This is a genomic window from Paenibacillus polysaccharolyticus, assembly GCF_023714295.1.
Classification (GTDB): Bacteria; Bacillota; Bacilli; order Paenibacillales; family Paenibacillaceae; genus Paenibacillus; species Paenibacillus polysaccharolyticus_A.
Map to the genome: position 1 here is coordinate 73,145 of NZ_JAMAUN010000005.1, position 17,320 is coordinate 90,464.

13 protein-coding genes are annotated in these 17,320 nt (G+C 47.9%); 8 read left to right on the plus strand and 5 right to left on the minus strand.

The window, feature by feature from the left end:
- Nucleotides 1-561 precede the first annotated feature (561 nt).
- The 3 genes from M3629_RS14635 to M3629_RS14645 all read left to right on the plus strand — a co-directional run bounded on the left by M3629_RS14635 (nt 562) and on the right by M3629_RS14645 (nt 4,213).
- Complete coding sequence (locus M3629_RS14635) at nt 562-1,293, plus strand: hypothetical protein (protein WP_251507604.1); 732 nt, start codon at nt 562-564, stop codon at nt 1,291-1,293.
- Between the two features lie 12 nt (nt 1,294-1,305).
- Nucleotides 1,306-2,994 carry a vWA domain-containing protein gene (locus M3629_RS14640; protein ID WP_251507606.1) on the plus strand — a complete coding sequence of 563 codons (1,689 nt, stop codon included), beginning with the start codon at nt 1,306-1,308 and terminating at the stop codon, nt 2,992-2,994.
- Nucleotides 2,995-3,073: 79 nt separating this feature from the next.
- Nucleotides 3,074-4,213 carry a toxic anion resistance protein gene (locus tag M3629_RS14645; RefSeq protein ID WP_145332981.1) on the plus strand — a complete coding sequence of 380 codons (1,140 nt, stop codon included), beginning with the start codon at nt 3,074-3,076 and terminating at the stop codon, nt 4,211-4,213.
- A gap of 52 nt (nt 4,214-4,265) precedes the next feature.
- Here the strand turns inward: M3629_RS14645 and M3629_RS14650 are convergent, their stop codons facing one another.
- The 3 genes from M3629_RS14650 to M3629_RS14660 all read right to left on the minus strand — a co-directional run bounded on the left by M3629_RS14650 (nt 4,266) and on the right by M3629_RS14660 (nt 6,833).
- Nucleotides 4,266-4,985 carry a YoaK family protein gene (locus M3629_RS14650; protein ID WP_251507608.1) on the minus strand — a complete coding sequence of 240 codons (720 nt, stop codon included), beginning with the start codon at nt 4,983-4,985 and terminating at the stop codon, nt 4,266-4,268.
- A gap of 126 nt (nt 4,986-5,111) precedes the next feature.
- A complete protein-coding gene (locus M3629_RS14655; RefSeq protein ID WP_251507609.1) occupies nt 5,112-6,155 on the minus strand; it encodes a cupin domain-containing protein in 1,044 nt (347 codons plus the stop codon).
- A gap of 87 nt (nt 6,156-6,242) precedes the next feature.
- Nucleotides 6,243-6,833: a TetR/AcrR family transcriptional regulator gene (locus M3629_RS14660; protein ID WP_251507611.1), complete on the minus strand. Its 591-nt coding sequence runs from the start codon at nt 6,831-6,833 to the stop codon at nt 6,243-6,245.
- Nucleotides 6,834-7,028: 195 nt separating this feature from the next.
- Between M3629_RS14660 and M3629_RS14665 the strand changes: the two genes are divergently transcribed.
- Nucleotides 7,029-7,787 (plus strand): SDR family oxidoreductase, encoded by a 759-nt coding sequence (locus M3629_RS14665; RefSeq protein ID WP_251507613.1) that lies wholly within the window; start codon nt 7,029-7,031, stop codon nt 7,785-7,787.
- Between the two features lie 232 nt (nt 7,788-8,019).
- On the opposite strand, the gene M3629_RS14670 is transcribed toward M3629_RS14665, so the two are convergent.
- Nucleotides 8,020-9,054: a LacI family DNA-binding transcriptional regulator gene (locus M3629_RS14670; RefSeq protein ID WP_145333466.1), complete on the minus strand. Its 1,035-nt coding sequence runs from the start codon at nt 9,052-9,054 to the stop codon at nt 8,020-8,022.
- Between the two features lie 449 nt (nt 9,055-9,503).
- On the opposite strand from M3629_RS14670, the gene M3629_RS14675 reads away from it, so the two are divergent.
- From M3629_RS14675 to M3629_RS14690, 4 genes are all read left to right on the plus strand, one after another.
- Nucleotides 9,504-10,793, plus strand: a complete 1,290-nt coding sequence (locus M3629_RS14675) for a sugar ABC transporter substrate-binding protein (protein WP_251507615.1) — start codon at nt 9,504-9,506, stop codon at nt 10,791-10,793.
- A 60-nt stretch (nt 10,794-10,853) separates the two neighbouring features.
- Nucleotides 10,854-12,209, plus strand: a complete 1,356-nt coding sequence (locus tag M3629_RS14680; protein WP_145415057.1) for a carbohydrate ABC transporter permease — start codon at nt 10,854-10,856, stop codon at nt 12,207-12,209.
- Nucleotides 12,206-13,042 (plus strand): sugar ABC transporter permease, encoded by an 837-nt coding sequence (locus M3629_RS14685; protein WP_251507617.1) that lies wholly within the window; start codon nt 12,206-12,208, stop codon nt 13,040-13,042. The genes M3629_RS14680 and M3629_RS14685 overlap by 4 nt, the downstream gene beginning before the upstream one ends.
- A gap of 245 nt (nt 13,043-13,287) precedes the next feature.
- Nucleotides 13,288-14,574: an MFS transporter gene (locus M3629_RS14690; protein WP_251507619.1), complete on the plus strand. Its 1,287-nt coding sequence runs from the start codon at nt 13,288-13,290 to the stop codon at nt 14,572-14,574.
- Nucleotides 14,575-14,722: 148 nt separating this feature from the next.
- On the opposite strand, the gene M3629_RS14695 is transcribed toward M3629_RS14690, so the two are convergent.
- A complete protein-coding gene (locus tag M3629_RS14695) occupies nt 14,723-16,879 on the minus strand; it encodes an alpha-amylase family glycosyl hydrolase (protein ID WP_251507621.1) in 2,157 nt (718 codons plus the stop codon).
- Nucleotides 16,880-17,320 lie beyond the last annotated feature (441 nt).

Consider the following 17,320-nt stretch of genomic DNA (forward strand, 5'->3'; position numbering starts at 1 on the left):
GCCGTTTCGTCTTTTTGGCGTGCAATTCTCTCGCGAAATCTCTTTCTCGCACCCCATCCTACTCCAGCCCGCCAAGACAAGTCTATATAAAAAATGACACGTAACCTGATTTTCCACGTATTACCGGATAACATTTCATTTACCACTAACGAACCTCCGTAGTTTCTGGTTGTCCAGCAGTTCTTCTCATCTGCAAGTTGCGAAGCTCGTTCTGTTTTGTCCGTGAAAAGAATAATGGGATAAGCTCTATCCACGTATATTACTATGAAGAGTACTGCTCCGACATGATAGCTTATGGAGCACCCATACCTGCCCGGTTGTTCTTTTAAATATCAGGCAAGAATCATTTAAAGATCTTTTAAATCCACTGGACAATCACTCAAACTTCAAGTCAAACATCTACTTTATAGCGCTCTAATATTAACGTAAATATCCCTTTCCATTTTCCAATCCTATCCACCTGAGAGCGTTCACATCATGTACAATAGGAAGATGAGAGGGCAGGGAGAATACGACATTTAATTCTAATATCTAACATGAAAGGAGGCCTTAGGATCGACCATGAGCAGGTACATACAATTGTTTGGGCTCATCATCGGCATCGTGGCCGTGAATGTTCTGGCCTTCTCCCCGGGTTTTGCTGGACTTGGATTCGGAGAGAATGCGTTCCAGACCGCACTTTCCGTGACGCTACTCTTCGGAAGCGTACTTGCACTTTTCTATGGCAGTTACAATGTATTGTTCAAACAGCCGGTGGTTTTACCCGTGAGACAGATCGAAACCCATGAAGATTATGTAGAAGCTTTATCCTTTTACAGACGCATCAAAATCCTTGAAGAAGATATTACGCTGGGGCTGTCCCAACTGAACCGGATGAAAAAAAAGAAAGAGACATTGATGAATGTGCTTCATCAACGGTTTGACCCCGGCGAGCTGAGTTTTAAGAAATTCGCTTCGGTCACGGAAGAGGTAGAGAAGCTGTTATATCTGAACATTCGCAGCATACTGAATCGACTGAACGTCTTCGATGAAGCCGATTATGCCAGCATGATGAAAGCCAAATCGCCTGCGATCCCGCAGAGGATTTTTCAGGAGAAAACGAAAGTGTACAACGATTACCTGACCTACGTGAAGGATTCACTTCACACGAATGAAGAGATTTTATTGAAGCTGGATCAGCTGTTGCTGGAGATATCGCGCCTGGACAGTGTTGAAGCTGGAGATATTGAGCAGATGCCTTGTATGCAGGAGATTGATCAGTTAATCAAGCACACCAAATTATATAGACAGTGAGGGGTTGCACCTATGGCAAAGAAGGGAAAGTTTTTTCTCATATCCATGATCATGTTAGTCCTAGTATTTGGTCTCGTTTATGGAGGAATCACACTGACATCGAACTTTGGCAAGTCTACCACACAGGTCACGACCGAAAATGCAGGTAAGGAACTTGGCAAATTGTACGCGGACATTGCACCAGCTACGGCGGAACCGGTGAAAGGACAGATTGATCTTGATCCGGTTGATGTTGCAGAATCCCTTCCGGACATTTCCAAATTCCCGGTTACAGTGGAGAACACCACCAATGATTTCGTTGAAATTTTCTCTTCCACCGAGAAGTCGGGTAGTGGCGTGGATGGATGGTTAACCGAGGTTGCAGAGGCTTTTAACCAAGCAAAGATCACGGCCGGCGGCAAACAAATATCGGTCAAAATCCGTAATATTGCTTCCGGTACCGCAACGGATTACATCAAGTCCGGTAAGTATGTACCCGATGCCTTCACCCCGTCCAATGAGTTGTGGGGCGAGATGGTGGAAGCCAGCGGAGTGAAGACGAAGCTGATCTCGAAGCGGCTTGTTGGCAACGTACCGGGAATCGTCATCTCCCAAGCCAAATATGATGCACTTGTGAACACTTACGGCTCCGTGAACGTCAAAACGATAACCGAAGCTATTGCCAACAATGAGCTTACGATGGGATATACCGACCCGTTTGCCAGTTCTACAGGACTGAACTTCCTGGTTACCGCATTAAATACGTATGACAGCGCGAATCCGCTGGGCGAGAAAGCCATTCAAGGCTTTGAGAAATTCCAGGCGAATGTGCCATTCACAGCGTCCACCACGATTCAGATGAGGGAAGCGGCCAAGTCGGGCAGACTGGATGCTTTTGTACTGGAGTATCAGACCTATGTGAATACAGCTGATCTGAAGAGCGGATATGTGTTTACCCCATTCGGTGTAAGACATGACAGCCCGCTATATGCTCTTGGTCAACTGCCGCAGAACAAACAGGAGATCATCCAGAAGTTTGCTGATTTTGTCACGCAAGAGCAGTATCAGAAAAAGGCAGTAGAGTTCGGCTTCAACGGCCTGCAAGATTACAAATCGGAGCTGGCTACGGTGGATGGTGGAACATTGCTGTCCGCGCAGAAAGTCTGGAAAGAGAAGAAGAATGGCAGTAATCCAATCGCCGCTGTGTTTGTAACGGACGTATCCGGAAGTATGGCGGGGGAACCGCTTAACCGTCTTAAAGAATCTTTGCGCAAAGGTCAGAAGTATCTCGGTACGGACAACAGCATTGGTTTGGTTTCATATTCCAGCGACGTGACGGTGAATCTGCCGATAGCCAAATATGATACGAACCAGCAATCCATGTTTGTCGGAACGGTGGATAGCCTGCAAGCAAGCGGGGGAACAGCGACATTCGACGGCATTGTGGTTGCGATGAAGATGCTGGAGGATTACAAAGCAGCCAATCCTAACGTGAAACCGCTGATCTTTGTCCTCAGTGATGGCGAGACGAACGAAGGACATTCGCTCAAAGATATTCGAGACCTGGTGGAGACGTACAAAGTGCCGATCTACACGATTGGATATAACGCCGACATCAAAGCTCTGGAGAGCATCTCCAGCATTAACGAGGCGGCGAGCATTAATGCGGACACCGACGATGTTGTCTACAAAATCGGAAACCTGTTCAACGTACAGATGTAAGTCAATTTTAACGTGCATATGTAAGTTTATTTTAATGTTCAGACGTAAGGACGGATGTAACTAAAAGGGGGAACTGCGAATGTCGTTTACGATGGAAATACCGAGCCAGAAGGAAATTCAGAAGGTGATTGAAGAAGAGATCAAACCGGTGCCCGCCGAGGTGGCGGAACTGCAACAGGTAGCAACTTCGAATGTGGATATGATTATGAACCTGGACCTTGAATCTCTGGAGAAGCGCAAAGAAATTTTGCAATCCATTGACGGCTTTGGTATGAACACGATGCGATCCTCTTCCGAGAAAAACGCGTTGCTTCAAGTCTCCGTTGGACATCTGTCCAAGACGGGAGACGAGGGCGGTCAGGTTGCCAAAGGCTTGACCGAGCTGCACATGCAACTGAAGGATCTCGACCCGAGCGTGGTCGATTTCGCCAAAACAGGCTTTCTGGGCAAGCTGTTCAACCCGCTACGCGCGTATTTCCTCAAATACCAGAAAGCCGACGCCGTCATCGCCGATATTGTCGTTTCACTCGACAAGGGCCGCGCCACGCTGCGTAACGACAACACCACGCTTGAGATCGAGCAGCAGAGCCTGCGCGAACTGACCAAGCGGCTGCAGAAGGAGATTCAGCTTGGCATGTTGATGGATGAATCCATTGATACACAGATTGAGACAGCCAAGGTTCGCGGGGAAGACCCTGAGAAGGTGCGTTTTATTACCGAAGAAGTATTGTTCCCGCTCCGTCAGCGTGTCATGGATCTGCAACAGATGCTGGTCGTAAACCAGCAGGGGATCATGGCGATTGAAGTGGTCATTCGCAATAACAAGGAACTCATCCGTGGCGTAGACCGTGCGAAAAATGTGACGATCTCGGCGCTCAAGATTGCAGTCACCGTTGCCAGTGCGTTATACAATCAGAAGATTGTCTTGCAGAAAATCGAGTTGCTTAACCGTACCACCAACGATCTGATCGCCGGTACATCCAAAATGCTGAAGGATCAGGGCACGGCCATCCAGAAGCAGGCTTACGAAGCAAGTATCTCGGTGGATACGATGAAGCAGGCTTTCACGGATGTGCTGTCTGCCCTGGACTCGATTTCGGTCTACAAACAAGAGGCCTTGCCAAGAATGCGCGAGACGATTGGTCAGTTCCGTGAACTGGCGGAGACCGGGGAACAGCAGATTCAGCGATTGGAAAAAGGACAGAAGCTTGGTCTGTAGTTATCATATTTTATATCATAAAACACAAAACGGTTGGCCCTTTAGTTCGGGGTCAACCGTTTTTTAGACGTTGCATATAAACAACATAGGGGATAACCAGGACAAGAAATAACAGAGCTACAGTGAGGGATAGGAGCAGACCGTTATTAACGAGCATCCAGGCGCCCAGTGCCGCGCCAATGACAAAAATAAACCAGGATAGTGCCAGCACAGCCCACTCGGATGCAGGAGCTTTGCCACGTACAGCTTTGGCCAGAGCCTGACCGATCCCAAAAAGCGTACCCGAAACAAAGCCTTTGCCTACATCTGCATGCGCAACCATCTGGTGCATCGTATTTTGCATGCCCATCGCCATGGTGAGCGGAAATATAATATAATGCGTGTGGAACAGGAGCGACAACAGGATTGCGAAGAGAAACAATACACACTCCACGCTCAAAATAAGGGTCAGATGCCATTTCCCCCATGACTCTGTAATGAAAGTGCCGACAAACGCCCCTGCAATAAATAAAAGAACGACAGTCCCTGTCGTTGCCCATAACGCATAATCTGCCTCAAAAAGAGCGATGCCCAGCTTGGTGCTGTTGCCGCTCATGAAGGATAAATACACTTTACCCAGCCCCAAATATCCAATGGAATCGATGAAACCGGCAAGCAGTACAAGAACGGACGATAACAAAAGCCGGGAAAATCCCGGCTCTAAACGTTCTACCGTGTGTCCGATACTTTCGTTGTTAACGTTCGGGGAAGACGAGTCACGTACGGAATGCATAGGCATCTGTCCTCCATTTTCAGATAACCATAGGGTTCACTTAATATAGCTTAAGTTTATGTTGCATTCCCTTAACTGAGCTAATCTCCGGGAATGAACCTTGCGACTCACGTATAGCCTTCTTGGTTATTTTCCCTTGTTCTGATCGGGTGCAATAAACAGCGTATCGTTAGGAAGCTGTTCTGCCTCATCACGGGACATGCCGAGATTCGTGGAGAGCACGTCTACCGGGTTGCCTGCGATCCATTCACTAAGATCAATGGCTTCATAGTGTCCGCTGTTGAATCCAATCAGTACACGGCAGACGTCATCACCCGTGTTTTTGATATAATGCCCCGCACCCATCGGAGCGTACCCGACATCTCCAGCTTCGAATTGTTCAGTGACAGCCTGCCCTTCGGCGAGAAATACCGTCATTTCGGCACTGCCACTAATGTAATACTGCCACTCATCCGCATTGGGATGCCAGTGCAGTTCCCGCAGAGCGCCTGGTTGAAGCTCGATCAGAGAACCCGCCATCGTGGTGGAGATGGGGAAATCTTCGACGGTTACCGTACGCTGCGTACCGCCACCTGGCGCGCGGCGTGGCTGTTTGGCATGCAAGGGATAACGATGCGGCGTGGTCAGTTCAGAGTTACGGCGATAAGTCGCAGAGGAGGAACTGTCATCGGGTACCGGGCCTTTGGCAAAATAGGCTTCGCCCTGATTGAGCTTGCCTGCTTGTTCGAGGGAGATCCCGAGGTTCTGGGCAACAATGGCGTCTGGCGTCTGAGTCAGAAAATCAGTAATGCTGAACGTATGATCCTCCGAGAAATCCCCATTGTCAAAAATCAAAATGAAGTGGCATTCGTCCGGCCCGAGACCCTGTATGGAGTGACCGTATCCACGCGGAAAGTACCATACATCTCCGGGTTCAAAGGTATCGGTATACGCATGTCCGTCCGGATGGATAACGGTGGTGCGGCAGGAACCGCTGATCACATATGCCCACTCGGCCGCATTCGCATGCCAGTGCAGTTCACGCATGCCGCCTGGTTCCAGGCGCATGGATACTCCCGCAATGCCGATGGATGCGGGGAAGTCGTGAACCGAGGCTCCGCGGGTAATGCCGCCGGGACCGGTACGGGGTTCTTTTTGCTCAAGACGATACTTGAAAGATTTCATCATCATTCCTCCTGCCTCAAATTTGAATCCACTAGATAATGTGTAAATAATTGAATATAACTATAATATTATACCCATATTTTGAGAAATTATTCATTTTTTCAATCGTTGTGCGGGCGTAAAATGAATAATTTTGAACAACTCTTCTGCCATATAAGTAGGGCTGTGCTTGAAATCCTGTCTGATCCACTCCATGATCATGCCGAATATGGCATGAGACTGATAACTTGCGAGCAGTTCCGGGTTAATATGGGGCGGGAAAGTATGAGTCAGATCCTGCAAAGACAGATCCCGCAGCACATCACAGATCATACGCTGAAAGCTGGATGAAGCTTCCGATTGCACGACGAGAGTGTAAAATTGGGCGTGCTGATGCACATGTTCGAAGATGGCAATGGCGGAAGAGGGCATTTGCCCCACTTGAAAATCCTCCATCCCCTCGTAAGGCTTGCGGAAAGAAGTCACCAGATCGTGAGTCACATCATGCAGGATTTCGTTGAACAGATCTTCCTTGTATTGATAATGTCTGTAAAAGGTTCCCCGATTCAGATCAGCTTGTTGCACAATATCCGAAATAGAGATTGCCTTGAAATTTTGCTTCTGCATCAAATGAAGCAGTGCCTCCTTCAGGGCGGCTTTGGATTTGCGGATTCGTCGATCCATCGCGTCTGATGTTTCAGGCATTGGAATTCCTCCCGGGTGATATTTATTAAAAGATAATATACAAACAGGTGAGAGCGTGTTGTTTAACGTACATTAGGAACGTTTTTTACTGATTGTATCGAAAAGCTATGACTTATTATACTAAGGATAAGAGATAATGAACATTTGTTTGTTATCTTTATGTAAACGAATACATTTTAAAGGAGGCATAAACAAATGAAACTTCAAAATAAAGTGGCTATTGTCACAGGTGCAGGATCGGGAATGGGCAAAGCCATTGCCACATTGTATGCGCAAGAAGGAGCCAAGGTCGTTGTTTCCGATATCAACGAGGAAGCAGCTGAGGCTGTCGTTCAAGAGATTCAGGCAAACGGTGGAGAAGCCTTTGTTCTTCTGGCTAATGTAGCGAAGGAGGAAGATGTCCAGCAACTGATTGATCAAACGGTGAGTAAATACGGGACAGTGGACATTCTGGTCAACAATGCGGGGATCATGGATGGGATGGAGCCAGCTGCGGATATTAGCGATGAGCGGTGGGAGAAGGTTTTTGCCGTGAACACAACAAGTGTGATGCGCACTACACGCAAAGTACTGCCGATTTTCCTGGAGAAGAAGCAAGGAGTTATCGTCAATGTTGCTTCAGCTGGTGGCTTGCATGGTGGACGGGCCGGAGCCGCATATACGGCATCCAAACATGCTGTAGTGGGGTTTACCAAAAATACAGGATACATGTATGCCGAGCAAGGCATTCGTTGTAATGCGATTGCACCAGGAGCCGTTGCGACGAACATCGGGACAACCATGACGGACATTAACCCTTTCGGTGCGGGACGGCAGCAGCAGGGGATGGCCATCAATCCACGGGTAGGAACGAGTGAGGAGATTGCCAAAGTGGCTCTGTTCCTTGGATCAGACGAGTCCAGTTTTGTAAATGGTACTGTCATTACGGCTGATGCAGGCTGGAGTTCGTATTAATTTGTTGGCAGATCGTGCCTTGGAGTACAGGATAGTTCTGCCGCTTAACAAGGACAGGGAAATAAAGTGAAGAAAATAGAGTGGAAAAAATATAGCAAAAAAATTAGTCATTGAAAGCAAAGGAAAAGCCGCAGAAATGCGGCTTATTTGGCATCTGTGCTCATCCCATATCATGCCTGAGTTTTTAATAAGGACAAACGTTTGCACTTTACAAAAAAATAAGGTAGAGCGCTTAACTCAGGAAGGGCTTTGCCTTCAAATATAGGGAGGACTCACGTACAATCAGGCGGTGCGGGATAATAACCGGATTCTGAGCGAGAGGCTCGTTGCCAAGAATCTTGAGTAAAACCTGAACTGCGGTATACCCGAGCTGGTATGTGCCAATATCAATGGAACTGAGCGGAGGCGAAGCAAGTTCGGACAACGCGATATTGTTAAAACTGACCACACTGATATCCTCGGGCACTCGATATCCCAGCTCCGCGAGTGCTCTTAACACACCGAAAGCGACATTGTCGTCGATAACTACAATGGCGGTAGGCCTGTCGGGTAGCGACATAAAAAGGGACATTGCCCGGAAGCCGCTTTCCTGCAGGAATTCACCCTCCACGATCCAGTCGTTCGTTGGCATTAACCCGGATTCTTCAAGAGCGTTCCGATACCCACGCATGCGATCATGCGATAACGTAATATCCGGCGGACCGCTCACAAAGCCGATGCGTGTGTGTCCCTGTGCAATAAGATGTTGCGTTGCATCATACGCGGTCTGCACATTATCGTTGTCGACCATAGGTGCATTCGGATGTGTCTCACTTCGGCCAATGAGCACAAACGGGAATTTTTCCTCTTCGAGAAAAGAGATGATGGGATCGTCCCGTTTGGAACCGAGCAACAGAATACCGTCGACCCTGCGCCCATGCACGAGACGTGAAATGGCCTGTAATTCATCATCGGAGGACGTCTCGGTGGACAGCAGTAACTCATAGTTGTTACGAGTCGCATGGGTAATAATGCCGCGCAACAACTCTCCAAAGAAATAATTTTGAAAAAGTTCCTCCGCAGGACGGGGGAGCATAATTCCAAGCGTCTGCGTTGTTTTGGATACAAGGCTCTTAGCCATCATATTGGGATGATAATTAAGTTCTTTCATAATTTGTTTAACTTTAAGAGATGTTTCCGTACTGATTCTGGGATGGCCTGAAATCACCCGTGACACTGTAGAAGGGGAAACACCCGCCAATTTGGCAATATCCTTGATCGTAATCATGTAAAAAACCCCTTCTGATTCAATCATTTCAACATTCTCCTATGGTAATGCAAAGGGTACCAGAAATCAATTGTTAACTCGTTAACCCGGAATGTAAGTAGAGCAAAATAAAGGAAGAAAGAGTTAGATCGAGGAAATAGGAAATTACTGTGAACAAAATTCAGGATATGGTTAAATTTAAAGGAATATAGCTTGTGCAAACGTTTGTGCAAATAAAGTTTGATATTGTATGATGTGGTATATATTATAGCGCTTACATCATTGGATTTACATACTTTTAACTTGTTTACCCCTACATATCGAATGTTTCAGTGACCTTGTGTTCCGTTTTGAGCAAACGTTTGTACAACGATTCACATGGAACATAAAATCCTGACTAGATACGGCGTTTAAAGGGTGAAAAGCGCAAAAATTTCTTGAACTACACAGAGGGAAAGGGGACATTTCACATGAGAAAATGGCAAGGCACAGTTCTGTCCATCGGAATGGCTTTTACACTAGCCGCATGTTCAACCGGAGGAGGAGGAAGTTCTACTCCGGCAGCGCCAAGTGATAATCCAGAGGATACGGTGCAGCTGACTGCAGAGAATCTCCAGCCTGAGGAGGGTGCAACACTGGTCATCTGGGAGGATAAAAACCAGAGTAGCTTTATTGAGCAACGAGTCAAAAAATTCGAAGAAAAATATGGTGTCACGGTCAAAATGGAGGAGTTGCCGCCAACAGATCAAGTAACCAAGTTAACGACGGACGGCCCTGCCGGGCTTGCCGCGGATGTCGTTGTGTTCCCGCATGACAAGATTGGCAGCGCCTCGGAAGCAGGACTTATTCTGCCTAACGATATCTTCGAAGCTGAAACCACAGCCAATACCAGCGAGAATGCGCTGAAAGCGGTGACGTTCAAAGACATTTTATACGGATATCCGTACAGCGTCGAAACGTATGCCCTCTTTTACAACAAAGCCTTGTACCCCGAAGCACCGAAAAACTTTGACGAAATTATCGATTTTGCCAAAACGTTTAACAATGCCAAATCCAATCAGTATGCGCTGATGTGGGAATTACAACAATTCTATTATAACTACGCCTTCCTGGCATCTCAGGGTGGATATATCTTTGGGGACAACGGGATGGATAGCAGTGACCTCGGTTTGAACAACGAAGGAGCGCAGAAAGGGGGAGAATTCCTCCAAAAGCTGAAGGCTGAAGTGCTGCCGCTCAAGATGGGCGATGTGAACTACGATATCAAAAAAGGACTGTTCTCCAGCGGCAAGCTGGCCATGGATATTAACGGACCTTGGACCATTGCCGACTATCGCAACGCCGGAGTTGATTTTGGGGTCGCTCCCCTTCCTGCTATTGACGGCAAGCCGATGACCTCCTTCTCGGGTGTGAAAGCCTATTACGTCAATGCGTTTACCCAGTATCCTAATGCTTCCAAGTTGCTCGCTGCATTCCTCTCGAACGAAGAAGCCCAGATGGAGAACTTTGACATGAACGGTACGCTTCCAGCGAACAAAAATGTGGCGGCAGACGCCAAAGTACAGGAAGATCCGATCAACAAAGCCTTCCTTGAACAATTCAACAACTCGACACCGATGCCTTCCCTTCCAGCCATGGACAGTGTATGGGGACCGATTTCGTCAGCCATTACAGATATTTGGGACAGCGGCAAGGATGTGAAAGCTTCACTCGACAATGCTGTGAAACAGATTAAGGAGAGCCTGGCAACCACGCAATAATGACAAAACAGCGATGACACGATGAACGATGAATGATACCAAACGGAGAGGAGGGAGCATATGCGACAACCGCATGTCCCGGTGTCAGCCCAGCCCAATAGGGAAAAGCAGCACCGGATGACGGCAGCCATATGCTCCATCATACTGCAAGGTCTCGGACAGTTATACAATCGGCAGTGGATTAAAGGCATTGTTCTATTGCTGCTGGAGGGAGCAGGGCTTGCATACCTGCTTCCTCGGCTGTCCCAAGCGGTATGGGGGATATGGACACTGGGGGAGAACACACAGCGTTTTGTGAAAGTAAATGGTTCAACGGTGCTTCAAAAGGGCGACCATTCCATCTTTTTGTTGCTTGACGGAATTATTGTGCTGCTGGTCTTTTTTGTGTTTGTGCTTGTTTACATTCTGAACATCCGGGATGCGTATATGACCGGACTTGCAAGAGAGCAGGGGAAACCTACGCTGGGAGCCGCGGCAACGATGCGTAATGTGATGGACAAAAATTTTCCGTATCTGTTCCTGTCCATCCCGGCACTCGGTATTCTGTTTTTTACAATCATGCCGATTCTGTTCACCGTTACGATTGCGTTTACGAACTATGCCGCACCGGATCATATTCCACCAGCCAAGCTGGTGGACTGGGTAGGGTTCAAAACATTTACGGATCTGATCCAGCTCAAATCCTGGAGCCAGACGTTCTACGGGGTGCTCACCTGGACAGTCATCTGGGCAGTCTTGGCGACAGTAACGACGTACTTCGGCGGCGTGCTTGTAGCTTTGTTAATTGAACAGAAAGGCATTCGCTTCAAAAAGTTGTGGCGTACCATTTTTATTTTGCCTTATGCCATTCCACAGATTATCTCGCTACTATTGATGCGCAATCTGTTCAACGGTCAGTTTGGACCGATCAATACGTATATGCGAGCGTTCGGACTGGAAGGCTTGCCTTGGCTGACGGACCCGTTCTGGGCCAAAGTTACTGTCATTGTCGTCAACATGTGGATCGGTATTCCGGTCAGCATGGTGCTCATTTTGGGTGTGCTTACCGCTATTCCGCGTGATCTGTATGAGGCAGCCGAAGTGGACGGCGCTTCCGCGTTCCAGAAGTTCAAAATTATTACGATGCCGTTCATTTTATTTGCCACGACACCGGTGCTGATTATGCAGTTTGCCGGGAACTTCAACAACTTCAACGTCATTTTCCTGTTAACGAACGGTAACCCGCTTCGCGGAGACTATCAGTATGCTGGGGCAACGGATTTGCTGGTGACCTGGCTCTACAAACTCACGCTCGACAATAATAAATTCAACATGGCTTCTGCGGTAGGCATCATCATCTTCCTGATTATCGCTACCTTCTCCATCTGGAATTTCCGCCGCTCCAAATCATTCAAGGAGGAGGACATGATCCAATGAAGAAACGCAACAATCCGATTCGTTTGACGCTCAGTTACGTGCTTTTGCTGATCATTGCCGTCGTATCCGTTTATCCTGTGCTGTGGATTTTTCTGTCGTCCCTGCGTCCCGGCGCGGCATTGTTCAGTGAACGCTTATGGCCGGAAAGTTTCACTCTTTCTCACTATGGAGAGCTGTTTAACAATCCGTCCTTTATGTACGGCAGATGGTATATGAATACGCTGAAAATCGCCTTCTTCACGATGATTTTCTCTACATTAATGGTGACGCTGGGCATGTACGCGTTATCCCGGTTCCGTTTTCGGGGGCGTAAAACGATTCTGTCCACCATGCTCATTCTGGGCATGTTTCCAAGTTTCATGAGCATGATTGCCATCTATATTATTTTGCTGCAAATCAAACTGCTCGACACGCATGTTGCGCTTATTCTGGTTTATTCCTCAGGCGCAGTGCTGGGCGGATTCATTGTCAAAGGTTTCTTTGACACCATCCCGCGCAGTCTGGATGAAGCAGCTCGTATCGATGGTGCCAGTCATCTGCGTGTGTTCACCAGCATCATCCTTCCGTTATCCAAGCCGATGCTTACATACGTCGCCTTAACCAGCTTCACGGGGGCATGGATGGATTTTATTTTTGCCCGGCTCGTGCTGCGTACCAAAGAAAATTGGACTCTGGCTGTAGGAATGTGGGATCTCGTAAACCGGTATCAGGACAGTAACTTCACGATGTTTGCTGCAGGAGCCGTACTGATTGCTATTCCAATTACCCTGCTGTTTGTATTCCTGCAGCGTTTCCTCGTTCAGGGTCTGACAACAGGGGCATCCAAAGGTTAACATCTCTCTACGGCCTCCAGAGATCAACATCACTTCATAGCATACAAAGGGCAAGATGAGCCGCACTTGCGGCAATTCAATCAGGCACTTCCGCAACGTCATGTCTTCGTCGACTGGCCACGCTTCGGAAGTGTCTGCCTGTGCTTAGGTGTACAAGGAATTAAATCAAGGCTGTCTAATTCAGGGTTCTGATTAAGGCTTGCTTGTTTAGGGCTTCTAATGAAGAAAAAGGAGGAACGTGATGTATGGGCATGAACCCTTCCAGTGAGCCTGAAGCTACAGTCTATCCAGGGGGACAAGCTACTCTGCAGAGCAGTGAAGCTCCGCGCACCCTATGGCGTAACAGGACGTTCCGCAGAATCCTGTACGGGTATGGCATATCTGTTTTTGGGGACTGTTTTAATAGTATTGCCATCAGTCTGTGGGTACTTCAGACAACGGGCAGTGCTAAGAGCATGGCTGCTGTGCAGATCTGCAATATGGTGGTCAGTTTTCTATTTGGATCAGTAGCGGGTACGGTGGCCGATCGGCTGGATCGAAGAAAGCTGATGCTGGCTTCAGACGTGTTTCGCGGTGTGATCGCTTTGCTGGTTGCAGTTAGCCTGTTCAGCTGGCATGTACCTTTTCCTGTATTGCTGTTGTTGCTCTCATTATCGATGTTTTCCAGTCTGTTTCAGGCCCCAGCATTTCATGCTTCCGCTGCCAGCATCGTGGGTAAAGAACACATCCAGCAGGCAACGGGTACCATTCATCTGGTGGACAATCTGGCTCGTATCAGTGGTTTGGCGGCAGCCGGGGTCGCTGTAGCTGCGTTCGGCGGTTTTGTCGCCATCCTGATTACGGGGGCAACTTTCCTATTGTCTGCAATCTGTGTCCTGCTGGCAGGGCGTTTTCCACAGGTGATGCGTGCCAGTGGTGACCCGAAATCTTTTACACAAGCGTGGCGCAGTTCGTTTGCTTACATCTATCAGAGTCGACTCATTCGTTCTATTGTTTTACTCAATCCGCTGCTACTTCTCTTTTTTATGTCAGCCATGATGCTCATTCAGGTGATGGCTGTTAACGTATGGAAGGCGAATCCAGTTCAATTTGGTTTGATCGAGACCTGCATTCCTCTGGGGTATATGATTGGATCAGGGGTATTGATTGCTTCGGGAAAAAGATTGAAAAATCGCGGGCGCTGGGTCTTTATCGGCTTACTTGTGTTAGGGCCTGTTTATATGCTTATGGCGAATGTATCCTCGCCTCTCATGGCCTTGCCGCTTATCATAGGTGGAGGAGCCATGTTTGCCTGTTGCACGATGCTCACCCAGATTATGCTTCGCACCGCTGTGCCAGATGAGATGCAGGGTAGCGTTTATGGTGTCGTTGGCACCATTACAAGTACAGCGCCGATTCTGGGGCTGACAGTAGTCTCGATCTTTGCGGATCACTGGGGTGCCGCCGCCGTATTGGAAGGCGTAGGGATGATGTTGCTTGCAACAGGAATCGTTGCCATCACAACCTTGAAGTCCATTCGAACCTATACTTAGATATTCATACAAATGAAGACAGGCGGTTTTTTCAACAAGATATTAACGAAACATTCTCTATCACAAATCCGATCACATAGCAAAACCCGGAATATACGCTACATTTGCGTATTCCGGGTTAGCTTGTGTATTCAATGATATGAAGTTCTTACTGCCAGTTCACCGTAACGGTGGCTGTTCCGCTTGCTGGTGTAGTGAATGTGTGGTTAGAACCGGTTTCCCATGTAATCGTTGAACCGTTTTTCTTGAAAAATTTGAACTCCAGCTGTTTGCCTGCCGGTACGCTGACATCATAGTACCAGGTTGGGTATTGATGGATGACCTGATTGAATGCTGGTCCAATGGCAGTGGAACCGGTGCTCCAGTTGCCAAGCTCGGCTACATTGCCTGTCAGATAGAGGTTCTGTCCAAGCGTTGTGGACGCATTGTTTACGACGAAGCGAACGGTGACCTGATCGCCAGTCAGGATGGTGAAGTTGTTGTAAGCATTGCTGTTTACTCCGCTCGCCGCAACTTTGACTGCATAGTTGCCAGCGGCAACGGAAGGGATGGTTACTTTAATCTGTGTATCTTCCCAAGACGTAATCGCTGCTCCGGTAACCGCTGTAGTGCCGAAGTAGACCGTGCCTTTCGTCGAGCCGAATCCACGGCCATCAATTGTCACCACATTACCGGGTTTCCCCATAACCGGACCAACATGACCGATGGTTGGTGTTGTTTCGGCAGTTGTGTATTGCCATACTGCCGTTGCACCCGCAGCAAGGGTGAAGTTGTTAATGCTACCGTTCGTGGAGGTGATGTTATTTCCGTTCAGCACCCCGCCAAGTACATCCGTGTATGAGCCTGTAGGCAGGGAAGTGCTTAATCCTGTAATGCTTGCAGACGTGGAAAGATTGCGGTTTACCGCGACAACGGCTACACTCTTGCCGAATTTACGCTCATAAACATATACATCATTATTAATCCAGCGCTGCTGAGTGGAACCGTAGGCAATGGCCGGATTGGATTTGCGCAGAGGCGCGAGTTTACTTATGACGTTAAAAGCTGTAGTGGATTTGGAGAACGAAGGCATTTTGGCACGGTTATCCGGATCGCCATTCCCCGTCAGATACTGTTCAGTACCATAGTAGATGGCAGGTACACCACGTGAAGTCAATGTGAAGGCCAAAGCCTGTTCCAGACGGCGATTGTTGACTGCGCTTGTTTTGAAACGATCCATATCATGGTTGTCGATGAACGTCACTTGATCGTTCACTTGGTTGTAGTCCGTAGCTGTGCTGTTAATCATGGAATCCAGAGCGTACATGTTGGACGTGTTATCACGGAACACATTACGCACCGCAGAGTTAAAGCGGAAGTCGAGCAGGCTCATACCAGACTTGTTAGCAAAGTCCTTGTTATCTGCATCGGATGCAGCCGATCCCAGGAACCATTCTCCAAAAGTGAACACGGGTTTGTGTGCGTAGATGGAGGACATCCAGCTCTTTTGCCAGCCGAGAGGCATATGTTTCACCGCGTCCACCCGAATGCCGTCAACGCCCATATCAAGCCACAGTTTGATGGCATCTTTGAAGTATTTGTCGATGGTCGCATTATTGTGGTTGAAGTCGGCCAGGTCATATAAGTTTTTGTAGATGCCGTTCTCCAGGGAAGAGAAGTCGGAGCCGCCATTGTGATGGAAATATCCGTTGGTATCATTGGTATAACCGCCTACCAGTGTACCGTTATCGTACAGTCTGCCATTTTCAGCAAAAGAGGTGTCGGTTTCCATCGCTGGAGAGGTGTGGTTCGGTGCAAAGTCAATGACAATCTTGATTCCTTTGGCATGAGCCGTCGTAACCAGGTTCTGAAAATCCGCCATCGTGCCAAAGTATGGATTGGTCTTTTTGAAGTCCCGAGCCCAGTAGCCGTGGTAGGCTGTGTTGGTTACACCGCTGTAGTTGATCGTTGCAAAAATATTTTCGACAGGCTGGGAGATCCACAACGCTGTGACACCCAGATCACTGAAATAGTTATCGTTGATTTTGTTGATTAACCCTTGCCAGTCTCCGCCGCAGTACAGCTTCAAATTGCTGCATGTGGCATCATAAGCAGCTCCGGTAGGGTTGTTGGAGGGATTGCCATCCAAAAAGCGATCCGTAAATACTTGGTAAATCACATCTGTACTGAAGCTCTGTTTGTTGGTCACAGCGGTGTCCGGATCGGCGTATACAGCGGAAGCTGGCAAGAACGGCAGGGCGCTGCCGGCAAGCAAGCCGAGGGTCAGTGTAGTGCTGAGGAATGCGCGTTTGGCCATTTGAAACATGGTAATCCACCCTTCGTGAATGTAGTAGTTTTTGATAAACAACCAACGGACTTTGAATTATAGCGCTTACAATAGTACAGGTTGATTCACTGAGATGTTTGGATTCCTCCTTCCGGGCGCAAACGCAGGCAACCCCGGTATCTCCTTGGGGAGTTACCGGGGTTGTCCTAAACCACTGGGGTTTAAAAGCATAGCCCTCGAGTTATGATCACAACGCTATCTTAAGAAAATTTGGTTTTTATGTCAATAACTTTTTTCTGAGTATTTTTTTTCTATTTTTATATTTACAAAAGTATCCCGCTCGATTTAAACTATTCGCAGATTCAATCAAATTAAGGGCTATGCTTTCCGGATCAGCTTGTAATTCGGCTGACCTATCCGGGACAACCCCGTCTCTCCTGAGGCGGGGTTGTTTGTTATCACCTAGGATTCACAGCAGAA

What these genes read in the sequence shown, in the direction of transcription:
- M3629_RS14635 (WP_251507604.1), top strand. Translation starts at nt 562, where the DNA reads ATGAGCAGGTACATACAATTGTTTGGGCTCATCATCGGCATCGTGGCC.
- M3629_RS14640 (WP_251507606.1), top strand. Translation starts at nt 1,306, where the DNA reads ATGGCAAAGAAGGGAAAGTTTTTTCTCATATCCATGATCATGTTAGTC.
- M3629_RS14645 (WP_145332981.1), top strand. Translation starts at nt 3,074, where the DNA reads ATGTCGTTTACGATGGAAATACCGAGCCAGAAGGAAATTCAGAAGGTG.
- M3629_RS14650 (WP_251507608.1), bottom strand. Translation starts at nt 4,985, where the DNA reads ATGCATTCCGTACGTGACTCGTCTTCCCCGAACGTTAACAACGAAAGT.
- M3629_RS14655 (WP_251507609.1), bottom strand. Translation starts at nt 6,155, where the DNA reads ATGATGATGAAATCTTTCAAGTATCGTCTTGAGCAAAAAGAACCCCGT.
- M3629_RS14660 (WP_251507611.1), bottom strand. Translation starts at nt 6,833, where the DNA reads ATGCCTGAAACATCAGACGCGATGGATCGACGAATCCGCAAATCCAAA.
- M3629_RS14665 (WP_251507613.1), top strand. Translation starts at nt 7,029, where the DNA reads ATGAAACTTCAAAATAAAGTGGCTATTGTCACAGGTGCAGGATCGGGA.
- M3629_RS14670 (WP_145333466.1), bottom strand. Translation starts at nt 9,054, where the DNA reads ATGATTACGATCAAGGATATTGCCAAATTGGCGGGTGTTTCCCCTTCT.
- M3629_RS14675 (WP_251507615.1), top strand. Translation starts at nt 9,504, where the DNA reads ATGAGAAAATGGCAAGGCACAGTTCTGTCCATCGGAATGGCTTTTACA.
- M3629_RS14680 (WP_145415057.1), top strand. Translation starts at nt 10,854, where the DNA reads ATGCGACAACCGCATGTCCCGGTGTCAGCCCAGCCCAATAGGGAAAAG.
- M3629_RS14685 (WP_251507617.1), top strand. Translation starts at nt 12,206, where the DNA reads ATGAAGAAACGCAACAATCCGATTCGTTTGACGCTCAGTTACGTGCTT.
- M3629_RS14690 (WP_251507619.1), top strand. Translation starts at nt 13,288, where the DNA reads ATGGGCATGAACCCTTCCAGTGAGCCTGAAGCTACAGTCTATCCAGGG.
- M3629_RS14695 (WP_251507621.1), bottom strand. Translation starts at nt 16,879, where the DNA reads ATGTTTCAAATGGCCAAACGCGCATTCCTCAGCACTACACTGACCCTC.